Here is a 22,892-nt window from a genome sequence, read left to right on the forward strand (position 1 = left end):
GTTCATGTAAAACTAAACCAGTCTGACAACAGATTAAAAGAGCTTCTGTAACCAGTAGCTGTAACCTCTACTATGACTGATTTAGACAAAGCAATATCTTGTCAGGGCAATTATTACTGTTTTCAGACCAGAGAGTAGCTCAAAATATCTCAATGAGTGTGAGGAGTGCGATCGCAATTTCCGGCAATCCTCAAACATGCATGGGTAAATGATTTAGTCGGAAATAGCAGGACTTGTAGGATGGTTCTAACATTTGTTCTTTTTATGGGTTGGCAAATTGGCAACTTTGAGAAAATTAATTGTGTTATTTTCAATACTATACAAGGTGTATTTGCACTTTCAAGCTATTTAGACGGGCTGCAACCCGTCTTTATTTATCGCCAGTCCCCTTTATTTCTCGTTTCCAGGTCTAAGAAGGAAATGCTCTATTGCGTCTCTACCACGAATTTGGGAGGCGGCAGCCCTCTCTGTAGTTGACTGGCAAAGAGGTACAGACAAATGAGCCAATAAATTAAATATTTTTCTGATAGAAGGCTGCATAAATCAACCACTGCAAACCTATTGATTGAGTGAAGGGGATTCAATCCTAAAAAAACACTACTCTAATCAAAGGGAAACGCGGTCATGAAAACGCAAATATTGTTGAGCCTCGCCTGTTCTATGTCTGTATTGAGTTCTATCATTCTGCCAGCTAACGCCCAACCAGTAATGATTCAAGCACCTCAGCCGACTCAAGCAGTCAATCAAGAGATTAACATTCCTCAAGATACAGCAATTATTGTCTCATTTCCAGCGTCTGTTACCGTAGATGTTGGGCAAAAAAAGGATTACCCCCTGACACTTCCTTTAGCTAGCGCGATTAAAGATAATCAAGGTAATATTGTAGCGCCGGAAAATACTCCTGTAACTATTACCCTCAAACCCACTGATGGGGGCGCTAAAATTGTGGCACAGTCATTGGTGGTCAACGGTCGAATTGTTTCAATTAAAGCATCAAGTCAGATGATTCCCGGCACTACCATTACCCAGATGCGAGCTAATGACAAGGCCGTTGAGAATGGCTCTGTTTGGGGCAGGATTGGTGGAAGCACCTTGGGCTTTTTTAGCCAAGGCGATCCCGAACAGTTTGACCGGGGAGCCATGCTAGGAAGCGCTGTTGGACTAATTTCAGGTTTACGTTCTGCCGAAAATATCCGTATTGTACAAATTCCCCAAAGCAGTGTTTATGTTTTGTCGCTAGAGGCTCCTATCCAATTGTCTGCTCGTTAATCCAATCTCTGCCTTACAAAGAGTAGCTTTTAATTTATTACTCCTGAAAGTGGGTGCAATATTGTTAAATGAAAGCTATGTCTAGTTTCAGCTTTTAAATACCGTTCTTGCAAAGGTTGCCACTGCTGCCACGATTGGTAACGATTTTCGGTTAATAAGTTAGCAAGGGTGGGCAATTGAGTCTGAATTTCTGACTTGAATACATCTGCAAGCCAGTCAGTTAAGACTGCACTATCTTGCATCGTACCCAAAATTTCTTGGACATTTTTCACTTCTGTAATATAAGCTCCGTAGGACTCACCATATAAGTCAGTAAATAACTCCATCTGGTAGCGTATACGTTTAGCTTCTTTTCGTAAACTATGAAGAATTTCACCTTCTGTTGTCAATTGTTTTTCTATCTTTTCTGGTTTCCAGTTTTTCTCTATTTTCAGTTCTGAGTCCACAAATTGCGTGCCAATTAGCCAACCCGGATGCAGTAAGAAATTACTCACTTCTGGTAAAAGTAAGTCTGGTAGTACTTGCTGAATGGTAACAGATGCCAAAGGTTGATAACTGGGTTTCTCTAACCACTTATCCAATGCATCTTTTAGAGACTTATAAGATTCATCCTTTAACGTTTTCTGTACACTCGATAGGACATCTTCACGTTGTTTAGCCAAAGCTGTGAAAGCTGTTTGCAAAGATTCTTGCTCTTTGCGGGGTAAGTTTGGTTTGTAATTGTTTTCCAAACTTTCTTTGAGTACGTCTAAATCTCGGAGACTACCAAGACGACGGGCTATTTTACCAATATTTTTATCGCTGATTGGTTTCGACACATCCACCGCTAGCCCAAACCGAGTTACAGCTGTCCTTAAGCGGCGCATTCCCACTCGCATTTGGTGCAGTGCTTCTGGATCTTCATCTTTCTTCACTGATTTTTCCCACTTCAAGGTCTTTTTAAAGTGTTTTTCAATCGCTTGGTAGGCGTAGTCCCCTAGAGTTTTTACCGTAGGTTGTGTGGCTAATTTCATAACTGCTCTTAATGACTACCTCATGAGGTTATTGCATAATAACATTAGTTAAATATTTGCATCTACTTGTGATCTTTTTTTAGGCAATGAGAATTGTAAACTTTTCTTATGACTATTGATAGTTGCATACTCTTTTATAAATATGGAATATCTATCAAAGGTCTAAATACCAGATCCACCTGGCGATTTGATCTGAGCTATAGTTTATAGATAAAAATTTTAAGGCAATTAAATTTTATATTATAATAACATGGTTAAGTTTTTTTAACTATAAAGATGATTTAAGATGCCAAACTTACAATTAATAAATCAAGTTTCCTTGACTTTTATAGATAATTTCAAAGAACATAGAGAAGACTTATCAGCAGTATTGCTTACACATCAGAAGTATTTATGGTTGGGGTCAGATGAAACTTCAACTATTGAACGTCTCTCTTTGGTTGATACTGATAAATTTTCAGACCATGAACAATTTCGAGTAGCAGAATTTATCAATTTACCTGCACCAGAAGACGAAGAAATTGATATAGAAGGACTTGCTTACAGTGATTATTACTTATGGTTTGTTGGTTCTCACAGTTACAAACGCAAAAAATTCAAACCCGAAAATACAGATGCGAAAAACTTTAAAAGGCTAGCAAAGATTGAATCAGAACCCAACCGTTACCTCTTAGGACGGATTCCGATGATAGACGGTAAGTTATTCTCATCTTGCCCACTTCCACAAAAGCCAGATGTGCAATTGAATGCCGCTAAATTAGAGGTGACGAACGAGGGTAATTTGCTAATGACAGCTTTAATAAATGATCCCCATTTAGGCTCGTTCATTAAGGCAGCAATTCCCGGAAAGGATAATGGATTTGATATTGAAGGAATAGGCATTTATCAAAACCGCATTTTTTTGGGTTTGCGCGGCCCTGTATTGCGGGGTTGGGCTGTGGTGCTGGAAATAGAGTTAGAAGATTCTAGCCCTGGACTTTTGAGACTAAAGCAAATTGGAGAAGTGAAGGAGTTATATAAAAAGCATTTTATCTGGTTGAATGGTTTGGGAATTCGGGATTTGTATGTAGATGGAAAAGATTTGTTGATTTTAGCTGGGCCAACGATGGATTTAGATGGACCTGTGCAAGTTTATCGCTGGGTAAATGGTGTGAATTCGCGAGAAAATGTCTTCAGCAATCCAGATTATGTGCAAGATATTCCCTATGGAAATCGGGAAGAACACGCTGAGGGAATGACGCTGTTTCAGGATGTCGCTGGCATCCCTTCGCTATTGGTAGTTTATGACTCTCCAGCAAAAACTAGGCTGGTGGGTGATAGTGCTGTAATAGCGGATGTGTTTAAGTTGGGCTAGTAACAATTTTGAATTTTAGATTGTTAAAGGTTAGTAGAGATTGCCTGTACGGGACAGCTAGGGATACACTGTTCGCAAACAATACAGCGCGATCGCGTGAATGTCAACTTGTACGTCTCTGGGTGGAGGGTGAGAGCTTCGGTAGGACAAACCCCAGTACACAAACCACAGTGGACACACACATCTGGATCGATCGCAATTTCGCCTAATGTATAAGAAACGTTAACATGGCGCGATCGCATCCACTCGATCGCCGCATCTAATTGATCGATGTCTCCCGATAGTTCCACTACCAGGTTACCAATTTGATTGGGGGCAACTTGGGCGCGGATTATATTGGCGGCGACGTTGAACTCTTTGGCCAGTACGTAAGTGACTGGCATTTGCACGGCGCGTTTCGGGAAGGTGAGTGTTACTCGTTTTTTCACAGGTTTAGCAGAGGGTTTTTTCTGTTGTAGCGTATTGAGAGTTTTATAACTCCAAAGATCATTAGACTTCTTGCAGAAGTGGAGAAAAGGGGAAGGTGGGGCCCCACAAAGTGGGGATAAGGTGTAGGGGGAAAGGGATAGAATTTTCCCTTTCCCTTTTCCCCTTTCCCTATACTAGGAGAACCTGTAAGTAAGGTAGTATAAATTTAGTGTCTGCAATTAGTGTCTGCAAAATATTTCTTTCCACCATAGCATCTGCTCCTAAACAGGCAGCTATAAAAATTCAGTTAAAAATTTATCAATATTGATATTTATTAATGAGTATGAACCGAAAATATATATCTATAGGAAGATGCCTTAAAATTCACCATTGATACTAATTGATTTTGCAATTTAAGTTTATTGCTTGTTATCTGTTGTATCCATTTTAATTTGGAAAGCTTTTAACATGAAAATTTTAGTTGTCGAGGATGACGAGTTAAATGCATCTGCACTCACCGCTGTTTTGACTAATCAAAACTATGCGGTTGAAGTTGCAACTGATGGTGATGCTGCTTGGGATTTTATTCAAACTTACGATTATGATTTAATCCTTTTGGATATAGTGTTGCCCAAGCTGGATGGCATTAGTCTTTGTCGTCAAATCCGGTCTAGCGGTCTGCAAATGCCAATATTGTTATTGACAGGGCGCGATAGTAGTCATGAAAAAGCGATCGGATTAGATGCAGGCGCAGATGACTATGTAGTTAAACCCTTTGATCAAGAGGAGTTAATTGCTCGTATTCGGGCGTTGTTGCGTCGCAAAGGCGTAACCTCACAACCTGTGCTGGAGTATGGGAAGTTGCAGCTAGACCCTAGTAGTTGTGAAGTGATTTATGCTGGCAATCTGTTGCCACTTACCCCAAAAGAGTTTGCTCTGTTAGAACTATTCTTGCGAAATACTCGCCGGGTGTTTAGCTGCGGCATGATTTTAGAACATCTTTGGTCTTATGAAGATACTCCACAAGAAGAAGCTGTTCGCACTCATATTAAAGGGTTACGGCAGAAACTCAAAGCTGTAGGAGCAGCCAGTGATTTGGTTGAAACAGTTTATGGTATCGGTTATCGTCTGAAACCACTGGAAGAGGAGGGCAGAGGGGCAGAGGAGCAGAGAGGCAGGGGGGCAGAGGGGCAGAGGGGCAGAGGCGCAGAGGGGCAGAGGCGCAGGGGGGCAGAGGGGCAGGCAAAATACACAGTTCCAAATCTCAAATCACAGCAGCAAACATTAATGGCAGTTGCGGAAATTTGGCAACGATTTCAAGGGCGGGTGGACGAGCAGGTGAGGGTACTGGAGGAAGCGATCGCAACTTTAAATCAAAATACTTTAAATCCCGAATTGCTCTCCCATGCAGCCAAAGAGGCGCATACCTTGGCAGGATCTTTAGGTACTTTTGGCTTACCTCTTGGCTCAAAATTGGCACGCAATATTGAACTGCTGCTGAGTTCTGGCCAAAGCTGGAGTAAATCTGAGATTAGCAACCTTGAAAGTTGGGTAAGGTTATTGCGTCGGGAAATTGAGGGAAACGACGCAGGGGCAATATCTGGAACACCAACCCCACAGGTATTAGAAACAGTGACGCAATCGCTGCAACATGACTCCCATGCAGAAACTAAAATATTGGTTGTGGATGACGATCCGCAAATTCAGGCATTGTTGCAAACCTTACTTAGTCCTTGGGGACTCAAGGCGATCGCTCTTGAAGATCCGCGTCAGTTATGGGAAAGCTTGGAAGCAGTTGTCCCACATCTGCTGATTCTCGATGTGGAATTACCCTATACAAATGGTATAGAACTTTGCCAATTGGTACGCAACGATCCTCGCTGGAGTGAGTTACCCATCTTATTCCTGACTGTGCATAACGATGCCGAGATGGTAAATCAGGTGTTTAGCGTTGGTGCTGATGACTTTATAAGCAAGCCCATTGTGGGGCCGGAACTTGTAACTCGGATCGTCAATCGCTTAGAACGAATAAAATTGCGGCAGCGCGTGACGCAGGAGGGCAGGGAGGCAGAGGGGCAGAGGAGCAGAGGGGCAGGGGGAGCAGGGGGAGCAGGGGGAGAAAATACTACCTCATCTTCCTCATTCTCTGTGTCTCCCAATTTACGAGCCATCAACGAACTGGAATTGAGAGTGGCAGAGCGCACTGCTGAATTAATTACCCTGAATCGACAGTTGCAGTCACAACTTGATGAACGTCAGCGAACACAGGAAGAATTACGGTTCTCTCAAGCCCGATTTGCCCGGATTTTAGATATTGCTGATGATGCAATTATTTCCATCAACGGGTTCCAATGCATCACCTTGTTTAATCAAGGAGCAGAGAAGATTTTTGGCTACTCTGCCCAAGAAGTGATTGGAAAAGGTCTTGATTTACTCTTACCGCAGCGTTTTTTCCAAGCGCATCGTCAACATGTGGTTGACTTTGGCCAATCTCCTAATGTTGCCCGTCGGATGGGAGAACGGCGTGAAATCTATGGTCGCCGCAAGGATGGTACTGAATTTCCAGCGGAGGCTTCCATCTCCAAAATAGACCTGGGTGAGGAAATATTTTATACGGTTATCTTGCGAGATATCACAGAGCGGAAGCAAATTGAACGGATGAAAGATGAATTTGTCTCTGTTGTTAGTCATGAACTCCGCACACCTTTAACTTCGATTCACGGCTCTCTAGGAATGCTAGCCAGTGGTTTGCTACCAACAGACTCAGAGCAGGGAAAACGCCTGCTGCAAATTGCTACTGATAGCAGCGAACGCCTAGTACGTTTAATCAACGACATCCTAGACATTGAGCGGATCGAGTCGGGTAAGGCGAAGATGGAACCAGAAATTTGCAATATCGTTGACCTGATCACTCAAGCAGTAAATGTCATGCAGCCTCTGGCTGATAAAGCAGGAGTAAAAGTATCTATTTCTGCCGTATCCGGTCAAGTATTGGCAGATTCCGATCGCATTGTCCAAACCTTAACTAACCTACTGAGTAACGCCATTAAATTTTCGTCTGCTGGTTCTAAGGTTTGCTTGGGGGCGCAACAAGAAAAGGATGAAGTTTTGTTGACAGTCAAAGATACTGGACGCGGTATCCCAAATGACAAACTTGAGAGTATTTTTGAGCGCTTTCAACAAGTTGACTCCTCAGATTCACGCAACCATGATGGTACTGGCTTAGGTTTGGCAATTTGTAAGAGCATTATGCAACAGCACGGCGGACGCATCTGGGCTGAAAGTACATTAGGCGAAGGTAGCACTTTTTACGTGACTCTGCCGTTATTTGGGACTTTTCAAAATGCTGATTTAGAAGGCTCTTCCAACGTTCCCATGATTCATAGTGGTTACGAGCCAAGTCAACATAGCAAACTAAGTCCAAATCCAGAATTTTTGAGCAAAGGGCGTGTTACCACCCAGGAATTTGAACAACGGGTGATGGAATTACTTCAGCGAATTACCTTGAATCAACAAGAGGAGTGCAGTGATGACAACGAAGCAAATTCTAGTGGTTGATAACGAGCAGTATATTCAAGAAGTTGCCAAGATTTGTTTGGAAACAGTGGCAGGCTGGAAAGTGGAGACAGCCAGTTCTGGTCAAGAGGGCATAATTAAAGCTGAGACTTACCAACCAGATGCGATTTTACTGGATGTGATGATGCCAGATATGGATGGCATCACTACCTTTGAAAAGTTACAAGCCAATCCATTAACCAAAGCGATTCCGGTAATTTTGTTAACTGCCAAAATCCAGGCTTCCGATCGCCGTCGCTATGCCCAGATGGGAATGATCAGTGCGATCGCTAAACCATTCAATCCTCTAGAATTAGCTACTGAAATAGCCGTAGCACTGGGCTGGAGTCTGGAAAAGTAGGGGCGCACATCTGTGGCGTCACACCTCCAATCCCATTTACCTTCTGCCTTCATTGATAAATCTATATGCATCTCATTTACCAGCGTTCAATTAATAATTAATCATTTCATTTCTACTTAATTAGCTTGTCAGCTTTGGTTTAGTTTCTCTTGCTAGAAACTAGGAAGATTAGGCTAACTTTATACACAAGCCTACAGAAGTGGTACAATAATAGTGAGTACTCAAACGTACATAAAGTTTAAACTTTCCACAGAGGCCAAGTTACTAAATATAGAAAATAGCAAATGCTAATACACAAGAGGAAAAGTTAAAAATGACACTTAAATAAATCAGATTTGGCTGAGAAGAATGCAATTAAAAATATTAGCTGAAGATACTGGAAATAAATCATTAGCATTTAAAAATAGTTAACTTGATTTCTAAGTAGTTCCGAAACTATATGTTGCAATAATGTCAACTGGAAGAATTCTTATTTGATGTGTGTAAGCTCCTATGGTCAAGCGATCGCTCCAAGCATCACTCGCTGGGATTGAACAAGCCAAAAAAGCGTTCGCTTATAAGGGGTGGACACAAGACAATTTGGCTTATGAAGTCAACTTAAAGACTCGTCAACCAATTTGGCGGTTTTTTAGTGGGCGTCCAGTAGAGCGTCATGTCTTTATAGAAATTTGTTCTGTGTTGTCGTTGAATTGGCGGGAGATTGCGGCTAATCCTCCAGAAGAATTTCCTGAATTAAAAGAACTTGGTGCTGCTGAATTTTTAGATATTGATGCTCTAGTACAACAAGTGCGATCGCAACGCTTTGACAAAATTCAAGATCAGTACGGCACTTTGCAGTTATTAGATGTTAGTCGCCCCGTTAGAATCGACGACATTTACATCGATGTCAATATTTTGGAGGAAATTGCCAGCTTTCAGTGGTTAGAGTTTGCTGACTTGCAAAAGTTTACATCAAAAGAATTTGATCGCTTTGGTTTAAGTGAAGTATCCCAGACAAAAATCGCGGGGATCACGGCGGTTGAAATTTACTCAAAGCTGCGGGTATTGGGTAAACCGGGAGCAGGTAAAACCACTTTTTTACAACATCTGGCGATTCAATGCAACCGAGGGAAATTTGCAGCAAATCGGGTTCCCATTTTTGTCACCTTAAGAGATTTTGCCGACGAAACGAGAGTTGCAGGAGAGTTCCATTTACTCAACTATATTTGCAAAGAATTCCTCACCTGTGGAATTTCAGATCCATCTGTGCTGGAAACTTTGTTGTTGGAGGGCAGAGTGTTGCTGTTGCTGGATGGATTAGATGAAGTACTTCATCAACAGAGCATTGGTGTCGTCAATGAGATTCGCAGACTCTCTGAAAAGTATCAAAAGAATATATTTGTCGTCACCTGCCGCACGGCGGCTAAAGCTTTCAACCTCAGACGGTTTACAGATGTTGAAATTGCCTCATTTACCTCTGAGCAAATTGTTGCTTTTGCTCAGAAGTGGTTTACAGCAGTTACGAAAACGAATGTCTACCAGAGGCAGGAACAGGCGGTTGAATTTATTGAGAAACTAGATTTACCCGAAAACTTACAATTTCGGAGACTTGCCGTCACGCCCTTGTTTTTGCATCTCGCCTGCTGGGTTTTTCATCACCAGAACAAATTCCCAACCCAAAAAGCTGTGTTTTATAAGCAGTGTTTAGACCTCCTCCTGGGCAAATGGGACGAAACTAAAGGAATTGAGCGGGATGAAGTGTACGAAGGTTTTTTATTACCACAAAAGCTGAAGTTGCTGAGTCAGGTTGCTAGCGCGACATTTGAGCAGGGTAATTACTTTTTTGAACAACGCATTGTTGAGCAATACATTAGCAATTATATCGGTGATTTGCCGAATGCTTCGACGGAACCAGAGAAATTGGAATTAGATAGTGAAGGGGTACTTCAGGCGATAGAGTTGCAACATGGATTACTAGCAGAAAGAGTGCGGGGGATTTTCTCTTTCTCTTATTTGACGTTTCAAGAATACCTGACTGCTCGAAAAATCGTTGCCAGTTATAATTTACAAGCATTAAAAAAACCGTTAGAACGTCTGGTGACTCATCTTACTGAACCCAGGTGGCGTGAAATCTTTTTGTTAACGGTTGCCATGCTACGGAATGCAGATTTTTTGGTACTGTTGATGAAGCAAGAAATTGATGCGCTAGTAGCTCAAGATCCATATTTGCAAAAATTTTTAACTTGGGCAAGTCAAAAGTCTCTTGCTGCTCCTGAGTCTGCTGCAATTCGGGCGTTTTATCTTGCCCTGGCTAGGACTCCTCACCTTACCCCGTACTTTGCCCTTGTCTGCATTCTCGATCAAGATATTTTTTTGGATGCGGCATTAGATAACCTAGTAATGGAATGCAAATCTAATTTTGCCGATGCCCATGCCTGCGACGATGCTCTGAGTTATGCTTTGGCGATCGTTCAAGATGCTAGCTTACATCAAGCTTTACAAAAACTTAAAGACCTACTGCCCGATCCCCAACAAAGTAGAGAAAGGTTTCAGACATGGGGGCAAATAAGTTATCCTGCTTGGATGGAACGGTTAAAGGCGATTATCGCTAAGCATCAAAACATCCAGCATCAATGGTATTTCAGCCCACAGCAACAGCAAGTATTACAACAATATTACGATGCCAATCAGTTGCTTATCGATTGCCTCAATGGCAACTGTGAGATCACAGACGTTGTGCGGCAGGAGATTGAAGCCAGTTTGTTGTTGCCGATAAAAGAACTTCAGGAGCGAGAATAGCAGAGATTATGATACCAAATTGCGATCGCAAATAGTACCTCTTTCTCAACTTCCCCCACTTTCCCTGCCTACTAAAACGCTTTTATTTACCCTGCCTACACGCTTTTATTTACCCTGCCTACTAAAACGCTTTTATTTACTAAGAAAAGGAATCTATGCTTGGACACGATATTATTGTTATTGGCACTTCCGCAGGCGGACTCAAAGCACTGGGCGCAATCTTGGGCGCTCTGCCTGCTGAGATTGATGCTGTCATCTTCATTGTTCAGCACCTCGCAGCGGATAAGCCCAGCATTCTCCCCCAAATTCTTACAGATGTAGGCTCTCTCCCAGCATCTCACCCGGCAGATGGAGAGTCAATTCAAACCGGGCGAATCTATGTCGCACCGCCCGATTATCACCTGTTGGTCAATCAAGGCTTGATGCGTGTCGTGCGCGGGCCTCAAGAAAACCGCTTTCGCCCCGCGATCGATACGTTATTTCGTTCAGCCGCCCGCGCTTATGGTACAAGGGTGGTAGGTGTGGTACTCACCGGCTATCTTGATGATGGCACGGTGGGGTTGCAGGCAATCAAAAAACGGGGTGGAGTGGCGATTGTTCAAGACCCGAAGGAAGCACAATACCCCAGCATGGCAAAGAGCGCCTTGCGGTATGTGAAAGTCGATTACTGCCTGCCGCTTGCAGAAATCCCAGACCTGCTAGTGCGGTTGTCAAAAGAACCCACCGCCCAGGAGGAGGCATACCCCGTGACCGAAGAAATCGAAATTGAATCCAGAATTGCTGAACAGCAGATGAATACCCAAGAGTTTTTAAAGAGTGTAGAAGCGATCGGGACTCGAACGACTTACACCTGCCCTGAATGCAACGGCAGCATCTGGCAAATTGGCAAAGGAGAGCCGCTACGGTTTCGCTGTCACACGGGGCATTCCTTTACAGCTAGTGTGTTCCTAGCAGAGCAAACTCAGAATCTCGAAAAAGCGCTGTGGTCGGCTGTGCGGACAATGGAGGAAAAGGTTACATTCTCCCGTCAAATGGCAGAACAGATGAAAAACTACAATTTAACTAGTGCCGTAACAAAATATGAGGATCATGCAATGAATTTGGATAAAGAGGTGTCCTTAATTCGAGATATCATTCTCAACGGCTTTGCCACGAAACGAACTATTGCCGCAATAGAGGAAGATCAGCCGGAGTAGCTGGAGGCTTAACTTTCTTTAATCACTATCGCTATTGCTCTAATTGTTCGTCAAAATTGGGTTTTTGGAGAACTTCATCTAAGGAGGAGTTATCAGTTTATAAAGTCTTCGATTTGTTTGACTAGAGCAGAGAGAGTTATCTTGCTGCATGAAACTTCCCCTACTGTTCTGCTAGCACTCTAATTTCGTAAAGTTCTCGCCGAATGAAATAGGATGTAAACATCAAGCGCTTACCATTACTCTTTACAAAGAAGAATCTCTGATTACGAGATTGATGGCTAAATTTGATTTGTTCCCCTCGGTAAGAGTAGATTTTACCCCGAATTAAATCGGTAGCTTTAAACATTTTCAACTTCCATATTGACGATCTAAAAAATACCTAATTTTACTTCATCAAGTGCTTGAATGGCATAATTCAGAACTAAGTCATTTGAGGTTGTAAAGTGCCTCGAACCTTGTAACAGTAACGTCCCCTTGACTAGCAATGCGTGTAAGATGTAAATCTGCCTCGGTGAGGAATATCATCGTTTCTGCACCAACTCTGCCAAAGTCAGGCTCTAAGCCTAATACCATCTCAATCAGATACGTCCATGTGCCAGATTCAGGTGTGTAGCTGCGTACAATCCCTTCTCCACCAATAAAGCTCACCCATTGACTATTGTGAAACTTAGGCAGCTTCATGAAGGTTGCAGTCATGTGTAAAATTCCTCAATTCATGTTGATACTTTCTGTTTTAATAGAATAAATCAAATATGTTTTGTATCTTTTTAAGTAAAAATGTCAAATATCATCTATAACTTTTGAATGTTTTAGATACAAATTAGACAACTTATACACAATTCAAACGTTTATTCAAATATATAAGATGGCAATCCTAATACTGTTTTACTTTAAGGTTAATGCACATAGGCAGGCTGGTGTTGCAGGGGAAGCTCTTGAGATAGGGGAAGAGAAAAAATAATTTGTATCAAGCTTTTAGTGAAATGGTAATAAGAGGTTATTTGAAAAGAGTTTCGCTGTGACTTTAGGCAGTTTTAGATCCCACCTAATCCTCCTTAAAAAGTCTACGGTGTACACACGAGTGTTCTAGAGTTGCACCACAGACTTTTGATCCCCCCAACCCCCCTTAAAAAGGGTGGCAAAAACTTCTCAAAGTCTCTCTTTTTCAGTAGACAAAAACTTCTCAAAGTCCCCCTTTTTAAGGGGGATTTAATTTCGTTTTGTATCTTGTACAGAGATGTGTGTACACCGTAGTATTTCTTTGAGAAGTCGGGGAGCTAGACACAGCGCATTTTTTAGTTTTTCATAATTAAAATTAGTTTCTTTGTATCCTCAATTACGAGTTACGTAGCTTGCTTCTTGCCTTTGGCGAGTATTACGAATTACGAATTAATAATTATCTGTGATTCGTCCACTCAAATTTGCAATCATCAATATCAATTGAGTCAGTTCAATCGGTTTAGCTAGATGCATTTGAAAACCAGCATCAATTGCCATTTGCCGCTCTTGTTCGGTGACATAGGCACTGATTGCCGCTGCTGGAATTTGTCCCCCAGATTCAGCCTCAAGCTCTCTAATCTGACGAATCAGGGAAAAACCATCTTCCTCTGGCATCCCAATATCTGCTAGAAGCACATCATATTTGCCAGGAGATTCAGTTAGAGCCGCGATCGCTTCCCTTGCCGATGTAACAACCACTACTTCCGCCCCGAAGTCTTCTAACATCCACTGTAGTAAGTCGCGGCTATCCGCTTGATCGTCTACAGCCAAGATGCATAACCCTTCAAGGGTAAGGGATGGATTTTTACCATCTAATGTATCTGGAGTCTCTGATAAAAGGCTCGGCTCTAAATAAGTTGGCGGTGTAATCTCCGGCGGCATTGAGCGCAGAGGCAGCCTGATGATGATTGTGGTTCCTTGTCTCTCGCCTGGACTTTGCGCTTGAACTGTTCCACCGTGAAGTTCTACAATATGACGGACGATTGACAAGCCCAATCCAAGCCCCTGACTCGTTTTGTTGGTGCTGGAATTTCCTTGGCGGAAGCGCTCAAACACATACGGTAGCAATTCTGCCGGGATGCCAATTCCTGTGTCGCTGACTCGAATCTCGGCGTGACTATATACAGCTTCGAGTATAACTCCCACTCGCCCATCGGCTGGAGTGAACTTAATCGCGTTAGAAAGTAAATTCCACATAACTTGCTGTAAACGGTCAAAATCTCCGACAACTGTCGCTGAGTTCAACTGTGAAACAATTTGAATGCCTTTTGCCTCTGCGGAAAATTCGATAGACTCAATCGCAGCATCCACTACTGAAACTAGATCGATGAGACGAGTGTTTAAATGAAGCTTTCCACTCGTAATTCGTGAGAGATCCAGCATATCATCGATTAACTGAGCCTGCACATTAGCACTCCGCTCCACCACTTCCCAGCCACGAGCGACTGCTAAAGAATCTAAATTGCGGGTGCGGACGAGTTGCGCCCAGCCGAGTATAGTATTGAGCGGGTTACGAAGTTCATGGGAGAGGTTCGACAGGAATTCATTTTTAGCTTGGTTGGCATTTTCCGCCTCTTGACGGGCTGACTGCTCCTGTGCTAGTAGCTCGGATCGCTCTAACTCAAACTGCTTGCGATCGCTAATATCTTCAATCGCCAGCAAAATCTTTTGGCTCTCTCCCTGTTGAATAATTTTCCAACCATTGAGCAGCATGGTTTTGTGCCCAATCTGCTCAAAACGATGCTCTACCTCTAAGTTTTGAATAGTGGTATCGTTGGCAAGAATGTCTTCTAGGATCTGTTGTAGTCCAGGTAGGTTCCACTGACCATTCCCTAGTTCAAAAATCAGAGATTGCGCTGTCTCGGATGGTGAAACCTGAAATGTTTCATAAAACGAGCGATTGGCTTTGTTCACCCGGAAATCAGCATCAAGTACGATTAACGGCACTTGTACCGTCTCCACAATCGCTTCAGCGTAATTCCGGGCTTGTTCTAAGGTTGTGGCACTGCGTTTGAGAACATCAATATCTATTAACACCAACACTACACCGTCAATCTGGTTTTCTGTGGTGCGATAAGGACGGATGCGGAGGTTGTACCAATGTCCCCCCATAGTTTGGACTTCTAATTCTTTGATGCTGAGTGTGTCAAGTACCTCCAAAATTAGAGATTCTAAGTCAGGAATATTCAGATTCGCTCTGATATCGCTCAAAGGTCGTCCAGCATCGGCGGGAATTAAATTGAAAAGCCGTTGCGCCATTGGCGTAAAACGTCGAACCCGTAAGTCCAAAGTCAATATCAAAATGGGAATATTGATACTGGCAAGCAAATTTGTCAGATCGTTGTTAACTTGGTGTAATTCCTGATTTCGAGAGCGAAGTTCTTCATTAGTTGTGTTAAGTTCTTCGTTGGTTGCCTGAATCTCTTCTTTGGCAGTTTCTAGCTCCTCATTGGTGCTTTGCAACTCTTCATTGCTGGAGAGGATTTCTTCATTAGCAACTTTCAGGTCTTGATTGATGTGCTCTTGCTCTTGGATCACCGCTTGCAGATATTCTTGAGTCGCAGCCCGCTCTTGGTTGGCGTTTGCGAGTTCCTGTCTGAGCCGAATAATCTCCCGCTCTAATTCTGGCTGCTCCTGGCTCTCAGGATTTACCGTGTCGAGGTTGTTAACCGTGGGTGGGGCTTTTTCAAATAAAACCAGAAAGTAGAATTCTTCGTCAGCCGCAGGCTTGAATGGAATCACTTCAATATTGATGATTTTTGAAAGATTGCCCTCTTCAATGCGTAACCCTTGCTTTCTAACTAGAATTTTTTGCCGTTGTGCCTGATAAATTGCGGCGCGTAGCTCCACGAGCAGGCCTTGGCGCACCATTGTAAATAAATTGAGACTCGGTTTTCCAGGTGAAAGTTTTAGGTAGAGATCGATTTCTCCCCGAAGTTGCAGCACGTCCATCTTGTTGTTGATTACTACACCCACAGGGGCATAGCGATTCAAGATCAGTTGATCAATTTTTCTGTCTAAATCAAACTCATTTGATGGATTCTCATTGGTCAGCTTGGGTTCCTCTACTTTTGTTACCGGATAATTGCTGGTAACGAACGATAGAATTGGACGATTTGCAGTTAGCTTTTTAGCATAAATTTTATTCTTTCTGTCAATCAGAGTAAACAACTCTGAATATTTACCTGTGCTTTCTGAAGTTCCTAGCAGTAAAAAGCCAGTCGGGTTAAGACTGTAATGAAAGATGGGCAGTATCCGTTTTTGCAACGTTTCGTCCAAGTAAATCAGTACATTCCGACAGCTAACTAAATCTAAGTTGGAAAAAGGGGGGTCACTGCCCAAGTCTTGTCGAGCAAACACACACAGTTCGCGGACAGCTTTGCTAATTTGATAGCCACCGCCTTCAATGGCATTAAAAAATCTGCGGCGACGCTCTGGTGAAACCTCCACCATTTGATTCTCTGGATAAATGCCTGTTCTGGCTTTCTCAATCGCGATCTCGCTGATATCTGTGGCAAAAATCTGGATCGGCGGCGAGGTGACTGTATCCGACAAAAACTCCAGTAAGGAGATGGCAATTGAATAGACCTCCTCGCCTGTTGAACACCCCGCCACCCAAATCCGAATCGGCAACCCTACCGACTTGTTTTGCATAATACTGGGAAAGACTTGCTCTTTCAACAGTTCAAATGCTTCAGGCTCGCGGAAAAAATAGGTGACGTGGATCAGAATTTCTTCATAGAGTGCCTTGACTTCAGCCGGATTTTGTTGCAAATACTGGGCATAATCTTCCAACTGCTCTAGTTTATACAACAGCATTCGGCGCTGGATTCGGCGATCGAGGGTATTGGACTTGTAGTGGCTGAAGTCAACGCCACTTTGCGATCGCAACAATACAAAAATAGTCGCAAGGGCATCACCCTGTTCAGGCAGCAACTTCTCAACCGCGATCACTGGCAATGATTCAGAAATAAAAGGATTGCGACTGAGGTTTGCCAGTTCCTCGGCGATTTTTTGAGGCGGCAGAATAAAATCAACATTCCCACTGGCAACAGCAGTATTGGGCATACTATCGAATCTTGCTGTGTCTTCACACTGAGCAAAAGTCACGCCTCCAGCTGCCTTGATTGCCTTTAGTCCTAGTGAACCGTCTCCATTCGCTCCAGATAGAACTACTGCGATCGCTTTGTGCCCTCGATCTGCTGCTAATGAACTAAAGAACGCATCACCAGGCATATATTTACCCTGAATTTTCTCTCGCGGCGTGAGTTGCAACACTCCATTAGATAAGATCATCTTAGTGTTAGGCGGAATGATGTAAACCTTGTTAGGTTCCACAGTCACGCCATCTTGCACTTCAGTGACAGGCATTTTAGTTGTTCTTGCCAGAATCTCGCTCAACAGACTCTTGTGGTTAGGGTCTAAGTGTTGAATCAGTACAAATGCCATCCCTGTATCGGTAAGCAAATGGCTGAGTAACTGTGTAAATGCCTCTAATCCACCCGCAGAGGCGGCAATGCCAACGATGGGAAATAAAGCATCTGTATTGTCTTGCTGTTCTACGTCGAACGCTTCATTAGGGGTAGATTTAGATACAGGTTGCTCAGAGGGTTGATCGGATGTCATAGGATGAAGTTTAGCACTGCAATGGTTTGGCAGCTAAGGTTTATATTTTAGTCAGTTTACTTACTTGCCCTGTATTTAATAATAGTTTGAGTATAAATGAAATAAAATAAGGCTTCTTTGGGTGGTGCGCGTTCGCGTTGGCGGAGCCTCTCGAAGAGAAGCGCAGCGCAAGCGCGAAAGGCTGATTCCCTAGACGCGATTAATCGCGTCTAGGGAATCAGCCTTTTCGAGTTATACCGATTTTTTTTTCACACAATCAAACAGGAGTCCTATATTCCCAAAATATAAACTATAAACCATTTAAGTTTTCTAAATCCAAGTCACTGCCAAGAAGTAAGAAGCTAGAATAAATCCAATACCAATAATTCCGCTACTCAAAAGCAAAACTAATTGAGTTAAAATATACATTTGATAACTCGTGAGATTAATCCTATCGTTTATCAAGTTCATTAGTAGCATTTGAAAAATAATTATCCCCACCAAGAAATGACCCATATCATTACTTCTCAAAATTTAAAGTACTATATTTAAGACATTAATTAAAGCTAGTTAGCATGAGGATGAGGATTATTAGCAATTGCTAAAATGCCAAGTACAGCAACAAAATCATCAATAACTATGGGTTTAGCAAAACATAGACTAAACCCAGCTAAAAGAGCGTGTTGATACATATCTTCAGTTACAGTGCCTGTCAAAGCGATCGCTGGTACTACTTTGCCTCGTTCTCCCGTAAGTGTTCTCACCTGATGAATCAGAGCATAGCCATCCTCATTTGGCGAGGAAATATCACTCAAGAGGACATCAGGTTGCCATTGCACAAATATTTCCAAAGCTTGCTCTCCTAAAAATGCCGCTTGCACCTTCACACCATAGGATTGCAACATTGGTGTCAACGAATTGCAGAAATTGACATCATTATCTACAAGGAGTACTCGTAGCCCTTGTAGACATGAAGGATTAGTAGGAAATGTATTATTTATATGCATTCCAGTTCCAAAATTGAGATTTTTTTTAGCTTTGGAAAACCCTTAAAAAGTGCATTTATGTGTCTTTAGTTGAAGTTCAGTAAACGTTTCATCAGTAGGCATAAAAACGGTGAATGAACGGGATATTACTTTTGAAAGTATCTACTCCCTTAGCAGCTTTGATTGCAGCAACTAGTAAACTAAAGGTACTAGCTTTCATAGCAGCATCGCAAATATAAACTATTTTTTTACATACTAAATATAAATATTACTTAGTAATGTTTACTATAACATCCTGTTGTTAGAGTTCGTGTTTAAATAAATGTTTTAATAGCGTATCATTTGTATGATATGTATAAATTTTAGTAATAAATTGTCTTATATAAAAATATTTAAATTATTACAATGATTATTAACTACTGCTATGAATATTATGTCTAAAGAAGGATAAATTTTCTATCATTAAGTAGTAGTTAAAATTAAAAAAGGCAGTATCATTCCTGCCTTCTTCAATAATGATTACGCGAACGGTGAGTAATTATAGCCCTTCTCGTTTGGGTGCAATACACTTTGACCTCTCTCCAAACTTCTCTCCTTTTAGGAGAGAGGCTTCGAATCTTACCCCCCTTCCCTACAAGGGAAGGGGCTGGGGGTTAGGTCTGTATTCCATGCAATTGATAACCGCTATATCTGGATATATAGCCGTAGTCACATAGGTTAGGACATAATGACAAGCGTGAATGCTAGGAATAGTAATACTTTTACCTCCTGCCTCCTGCTATACTACAAAACACGCAAAAATCTTAGATTAACGCAAACCTAAAATTTCCGAAATAGCCGCTACAATATCCAAATAAAAGTTGCCTTTCACAGCCCGAAATAACTCAAATTTAGAGTCAGGGGCACCAAAAAACGGTCTGAGAAACCATCCTAACTGCATACCAACAAAGGCATAAAGTAATAACCAGGATCTTAAAATAGTCGTACGGGTTTTTTTGCCAACTTCATCTTGTTGAGAAAGTAATTGCATTCCTTCATACAGGAATTTAACACCAAATACGCCTGTAATGCCAAAAATTAACACATTCAACAGTTTGAAAAATTGATAAGAGTCGGGTGTAGTGATCAGAAAAAATAGCGTCACTGGTGCCAAGCTGAATAAAAGTACGCTAATCACTGATACAGATGTGAGCAACACCACAAAATGCTGTTGAACACTGCTTCGGGAACCAAACAAAACATTAAAAAAGAACAAAGTCGGGAAACAAATAATCAGTGTTAATAAATAAAATGCCGGAAGTTTAATAGCACCGGATAATGCTTGTCCCCAACTGTGAGATGCACCAATAATTGCACCATAGATGGCAAAGAAAATAGAACTACTTACAAACAGAGAACTAATTTTATTTTGTAATCTGACTCCATGACGAATTTCTTCTAAGAAAGCCTGGCGATCGCGCAATAAATTAACCAAGACCCCAAATTGTTGAATCCCGCGATTTTTCTTATCCAGCATAATTTTATATGTTGTATATTTTATTGAATTACTAACGACTAATTAACGGATTCCCAAGAGATAGCTAATAGCTTGAATCACACTCAGATAAAAATTACCTTCTCTTTCGCGGAATAGTTCAAAGACAGAACCAGGTGTGCCAAAAAACGGTCTGAGAGTCCATCCTAACTGACTGCCTACGAAGGCGTAAAGAAATAGCCAAAACTGTAAAATTTTCTGGCGTGTCTTGCTACCTTCATTATCTTGTTCTAAAACTAAACTTGTGGCTTGATATAAAGACGAAACCCCAATAAATCCAGTTATGGCAAAGATAAAGACATTTAACAGAATTAAAAATTGGTAATTATTGGTGGTAATCAAGAAAAACAGTGTGATTGGGGCAAAGCTAAATAAAAGTACGCTCGTGACTGAAACCGCAGTTAAAACTAATGCCAAATGCTGGGCAAAAGTCCGCTTTGAACCAAAAATAATGTTAGCAAAGAACAACGTCGGGATACAAATTAAAAGTGTGATTAAATAAAGGGCTGGGAGTTTAATGGCGGAAGACAAAGCTTGCATCCAGCTATGGTATGCACCAATGATTCCGCCATAAGCGGCGATAAATAAGGAACTGCAAACCAGCAGCGAAATAATCTTATTTGGTAATCTCGTACCTTGGCGAACTTCCTCTAGAAAACCTTGGCGATCGCGCAGAAATCCAATCAGCACTGCAAAGTATTTTATCCCTAAAGATTTCCGTTCAATCATGTTATCCTCACACAAGTAAAATTCTAAGTTTCATCTGAGTAATCACCGCCAGAACCATACTTCCAGGCATCAATCAAACGATGCCAATAATATTGTTGTTCTTTTGGTTGATTGTTAATCCATGTTTCTAGCATTGGACTTAGCGAAAGCAAGGCAGTATATACACCTAAATTACTGTAATGTAACATCCAATCCAACAAACTTGCCAAACCTACTTGTGGAATTATCTTGGCAACTATTCCCGGATGATATAAACCAGTTTTTAACAGTGTTTGCGTTAGTGCTGAAAACTGCACTATATCCTGTAAAAATGGTTTTAATACTGGCGTACCTAACTGTTGCATTTCTTGAAATACTGCCGAGAGTAGTTGGTTAATTTGATCTGGAGCAATTTTTTGATTTACACCAACACTCATCGCCCTTTGAAACAACCAGGTAACAGTCAAACTTGGCTGATAGGGTTGCAGCAGTGTTAACGCTTTTGCAGATAATTGTTCTGTTTCCAGCGCTTCGTAAATACCATAAGTTAAACGCTTTAGGTGACGCACCATTGCCCCAAAACCGCCAAAACTCAAGGGAGATTGACTACCACTGCTATCTCCGGCTGGTAGAATGCGATTCCAAGGGGTTTTTAGCGGACTTTGGCGATAGGTGGGAAAGAAACCAAATAGCGCTCGTTGAAATTTTAGCTTGCTCAATTCCACTCCCTGATATTCTGGTAAGAGACGCAGATATTCTTCAAATAGAGCTTCTAAACTCAAACGTTGGGGATGTGCATCCATGTAGGTAAACAAGTAAGTGGTTCTGCCATCCCTGGCTGGAAATGCTTCCCAGAAGTACTGACATTGATTCTGCAAAGATGTAAATGATAATAACAAGTCGCCTGAGTTATTTTCCGGAAAACCTTGGGCACAACTTCCCACAACTAAGCAGAGGGCATCTGGTTTTTTTCCTTGACGTGCTTGTTGGGTAATAGGTGAAAGATGTCCCATCGCGTCGATTAATAACCGAGTTTTGAATTGGTTATTTACCATCACCCCATCTGGATGAACCACTGCTTCAGTAAAGGGTGTGTTTTCTAACAACTTTCCACCAGCAGCGAGAAATCGGGTTTTCAAGGTAGCCAGTAGATAAACGGGATCTACGCCGATATTCAAAACATCCTCTACCCAAACTTCTGTACCGCCAGCAAAACTAACTCGTGCCGGGTTATATTGAGTAGCGATCGCAGTTTCTAATTCTTCCTCAGTCAGCAAGTTCAATTCCACAAACACATCTAATTCTTTGCGAGAAATATTCCACTCTTGTTCCCTCCCCCGCAAAATTCCCCGTTCCAGCAACGCCACCCGCAGTCCCTTCACCACCAAGGCGCAACCAATTAAAATGCCCAAGGTGCCACCGCAGATAAGCACATCGAAGTCTACGACGCCTAAAGGCTGTTGACTTTCTTTAACTAGCGTTGGGATAGGTGCGGAGTTTTCTCGCAGAGATGTGAGGATGCGATCGCCTTGGCGCAACCCTCCTAAAACATCGCCGGGTAATTGGGAAAGAATTTCTTCAGTTAAAGACATTTTGGAAAAACTAAACTCTATATTCCAAAACTACCTGAGAATGAAGAAAGTAGATGCGATCGTGACCAGGTAAATCCCAATTGGAACAGGACTTACGCAAGATAGATCCCCCTAATACCAATTCTCTATGAAGATGCACAGAATAAAACACTTGAAACTCCATGCCGGACAAGGAAATTATTCTATGCAGCTTCACATAAATTTGGTATTAGTCATGTTTTCACTTTATAAGGATTGTAGGTAAGTACAATGGATGAACTCGTCAAAAAAATTTCTGGTTTAGTCCTTCCTGGCATACTTTTCGTGATCGCAACGGGTGCATCAGGGGGTAATGTCGCCGCCGTTGTCGCTATGCTTTCATCGCTGGGCGGGCCTTTAGGTCTCTTAGGAGGTTTAGGCTTACTTGGGCTGGTAGCCGTTTTAGGGGAATATATAGCGGGATTTGGAATTGAAAACATTCTCAAGCTCATCTATACAGAACGTAGCAAAACTGAATCTGTCAGATTTCTTCTCAAAGAAATTCAAGAATTGCCC

16 protein-coding genes are annotated in these 22,892 nt (G+C 42.0%); 7 read left to right on the forward strand and 9 right to left on the reverse strand.

What is annotated here, in order from left to right:
- The first annotated feature begins 624 nt into the window (after positions 1-624).
- Entirely contained in the window at positions 625-1,269 is a 645-nt protein-coding gene (locus RM347_RS29525; RefSeq protein ID WP_322717016.1) for a hypothetical protein, read from the forward strand.
- Between the two features lie 29 nt (positions 1,270-1,298).
- On the opposite strand, the gene RM347_RS29530 is transcribed toward RM347_RS29525, so the two are convergent.
- Positions 1,299-2,282 (reverse strand): CHAD domain-containing protein, encoded by a 984-nt coding sequence (locus RM347_RS29530; protein WP_322717015.1) that lies wholly within the window; start codon positions 2,280-2,282, stop codon positions 1,299-1,301.
- A gap of 286 nt (positions 2,283-2,568) precedes the next feature.
- Here RM347_RS29530 and RM347_RS29535 point away from each other — a divergent pair, with 286 nt between their 5' ends.
- Positions 2,569-3,636: a DUF3616 domain-containing protein gene (locus tag RM347_RS29535; protein ID WP_322717014.1), complete on the forward strand. Its 1,068-nt coding sequence runs from the start codon at positions 2,569-2,571 to the stop codon at positions 3,634-3,636.
- A gap of 23 nt (positions 3,637-3,659) precedes the next feature.
- On the opposite strand, the gene RM347_RS29540 is transcribed toward RM347_RS29535, so the two are convergent.
- Complete coding sequence (locus tag RM347_RS29540) at positions 3,660-4,064, reverse strand: NIL domain-containing protein (RefSeq protein ID WP_322717013.1); 405 nt, start codon at positions 4,062-4,064, stop codon at positions 3,660-3,662.
- 448 nt (positions 4,065-4,512) lie between these two features.
- Between RM347_RS29540 and RM347_RS29545 the strand changes: the two genes are divergently transcribed.
- The 4 genes from RM347_RS29545 to RM347_RS29560 all read left to right on the forward strand — a co-directional run bounded on the left by RM347_RS29545 (position 4,513) and on the right by RM347_RS29560 (position 11,934).
- On the forward strand, positions 4,513-7,602 hold the full coding sequence (locus tag RM347_RS29545) for a response regulator (RefSeq protein ID WP_322717012.1): 3,090 nt from the start codon (positions 4,513-4,515) through the stop codon (positions 7,600-7,602).
- Complete coding sequence (locus tag RM347_RS29550) at positions 7,574-7,960, forward strand: response regulator (protein ID WP_322717011.1); 387 nt, start codon at positions 7,574-7,576, stop codon at positions 7,958-7,960. Before RM347_RS29545 ends, RM347_RS29550 begins: the two co-directional genes overlap by 29 nt.
- 492 nt (positions 7,961-8,452) lie before the next feature.
- Entirely contained in the window at positions 8,453-10,738 is a 2,286-nt protein-coding gene (locus RM347_RS29555; RefSeq protein WP_322717010.1) for an NACHT domain-containing protein, read from the forward strand.
- Between the two features lie 155 nt (positions 10,739-10,893).
- Positions 10,894-11,934, forward strand: a complete 1,041-nt coding sequence (locus tag RM347_RS29560) for a chemotaxis protein CheB (protein ID WP_322717009.1) — start codon at positions 10,894-10,896, stop codon at positions 11,932-11,934.
- A 160-nt stretch (positions 11,935-12,094) separates the two neighbouring features.
- Here RM347_RS29560 and RM347_RS29565 read toward each other — a convergent pair whose 3' ends face one another.
- The 7 genes from RM347_RS29565 to RM347_RS29595 form a co-directional block, all read right to left on the reverse strand.
- A complete protein-coding gene (locus tag RM347_RS29565; RefSeq protein WP_322717008.1) occupies positions 12,095-12,280 on the reverse strand; it encodes a hypothetical protein in 186 nt (61 codons plus the stop codon).
- 80 nt (positions 12,281-12,360) lie between these two features.
- A complete protein-coding gene (locus RM347_RS29570; protein WP_322717007.1) occupies positions 12,361-12,630 on the reverse strand; it encodes a hypothetical protein in 270 nt (89 codons plus the stop codon).
- Positions 12,631-13,323: 693 nt separating this feature from the next.
- Positions 13,324-17,559 (reverse strand): chemotaxis protein CheB, encoded by a 4,236-nt coding sequence (locus tag RM347_RS29575; RefSeq protein WP_322717006.1) that lies wholly within the window; start codon positions 17,557-17,559, stop codon positions 13,324-13,326.
- A gap of 545 nt (positions 17,560-18,104) precedes the next feature.
- On the reverse strand, positions 18,105-18,545 hold the full coding sequence (locus RM347_RS29580) for a response regulator (protein ID WP_322717005.1): 441 nt from the start codon (positions 18,543-18,545) through the stop codon (positions 18,105-18,107).
- 787 nt (positions 18,546-19,332) lie between these two features.
- A complete protein-coding gene (locus tag RM347_RS29585) occupies positions 19,333-20,040 on the reverse strand; it encodes an actin-binding WH2 domain-containing protein (RefSeq protein WP_322717004.1) in 708 nt (235 codons plus the stop codon).
- Between the two features lie 42 nt (positions 20,041-20,082).
- Positions 20,083-20,787: an actin-binding WH2 domain-containing protein gene (locus RM347_RS29590; RefSeq protein WP_322717003.1), complete on the reverse strand. Its 705-nt coding sequence runs from the start codon at positions 20,785-20,787 to the stop codon at positions 20,083-20,085.
- 23 nt (positions 20,788-20,810) lie between these two features.
- Positions 20,811-22,358, reverse strand: coding sequence for an FAD-binding oxidoreductase (locus RM347_RS29595; RefSeq protein ID WP_322717002.1), 1,548 nt, complete (start codon positions 22,356-22,358; stop codon positions 20,811-20,813).
- Positions 22,359-22,607: 249 nt separating this feature from the next.
- Between RM347_RS29595 and RM347_RS29600 the strand changes: the two genes are divergently transcribed.
- The coding region (locus RM347_RS29600) for a hypothetical protein (RefSeq protein ID WP_428850632.1) at positions 22,608-22,892 on the forward strand (285 nt) is incomplete at its 3' end.

The organism is Nostoc sp. ChiQUE02 (genome assembly GCF_034531305.2).
Lineage (GTDB): Bacteria > Cyanobacteriota > Cyanobacteriia > Cyanobacteriales > Nostocaceae > Nostoc.

What these genes read in the sequence shown, in the direction of transcription:
- RM347_RS29525 (WP_322717016.1), top strand. Translation starts at nt 625, where the DNA reads ATGAAAACGCAAATATTGTTGAGCCTCGCCTGTTCTATGTCTGTATTG.
- RM347_RS29530 (WP_322717015.1), bottom strand. Translation starts at nt 2,282, where the DNA reads ATGAAATTAGCCACACAACCTACGGTAAAAACTCTAGGGGACTACGCC.
- RM347_RS29535 (WP_322717014.1), top strand. Translation starts at nt 2,569, where the DNA reads ATGCCAAACTTACAATTAATAAATCAAGTTTCCTTGACTTTTATAGAT.
- RM347_RS29545 (WP_322717012.1), top strand. Translation starts at nt 4,513, where the DNA reads ATGAAAATTTTAGTTGTCGAGGATGACGAGTTAAATGCATCTGCACTC.
- RM347_RS29550 (WP_322717011.1), top strand. Translation starts at nt 7,574, where the DNA reads ATGACAACGAAGCAAATTCTAGTGGTTGATAACGAGCAGTATATTCAA.
- RM347_RS29555 (WP_322717010.1), top strand. Translation starts at nt 8,453, where the DNA reads ATGGTCAAGCGATCGCTCCAAGCATCACTCGCTGGGATTGAACAAGCC.
- RM347_RS29560 (WP_322717009.1), top strand. Translation starts at nt 10,894, where the DNA reads ATGCTTGGACACGATATTATTGTTATTGGCACTTCCGCAGGCGGACTC.
- RM347_RS29565 (WP_322717008.1), bottom strand. Translation starts at nt 12,280, where the DNA reads ATGTTTAAAGCTACCGATTTAATTCGGGGTAAAATCTACTCTTACCGA.
- RM347_RS29570 (WP_322717007.1), bottom strand. Translation starts at nt 12,630, where the DNA reads ATGACTGCAACCTTCATGAAGCTGCCTAAGTTTCACAATAGTCAATGG.
- RM347_RS29575 (WP_322717006.1), bottom strand. Translation starts at nt 17,559, where the DNA reads ATGACATCCGATCAACCCTCTGAGCAACCTGTATCTAAATCTACCCCT.
- RM347_RS29580 (WP_322717005.1), bottom strand. Translation starts at nt 18,545, where the DNA reads ATGCATATAAATAATACATTTCCTACTAATCCTTCATGTCTACAAGGG.
- RM347_RS29585 (WP_322717004.1), bottom strand. Translation starts at nt 20,040, where the DNA reads ATGCTGGATAAGAAAAATCGCGGGATTCAACAATTTGGGGTCTTGGTT.
- RM347_RS29590 (WP_322717003.1), bottom strand. Translation starts at nt 20,787, where the DNA reads ATGATTGAACGGAAATCTTTAGGGATAAAATACTTTGCAGTGCTGATT.
- RM347_RS29595 (WP_322717002.1), bottom strand. Translation starts at nt 22,358, where the DNA reads ATGTCTTTAACTGAAGAAATTCTTTCCCAATTACCCGGCGATGTTTTA.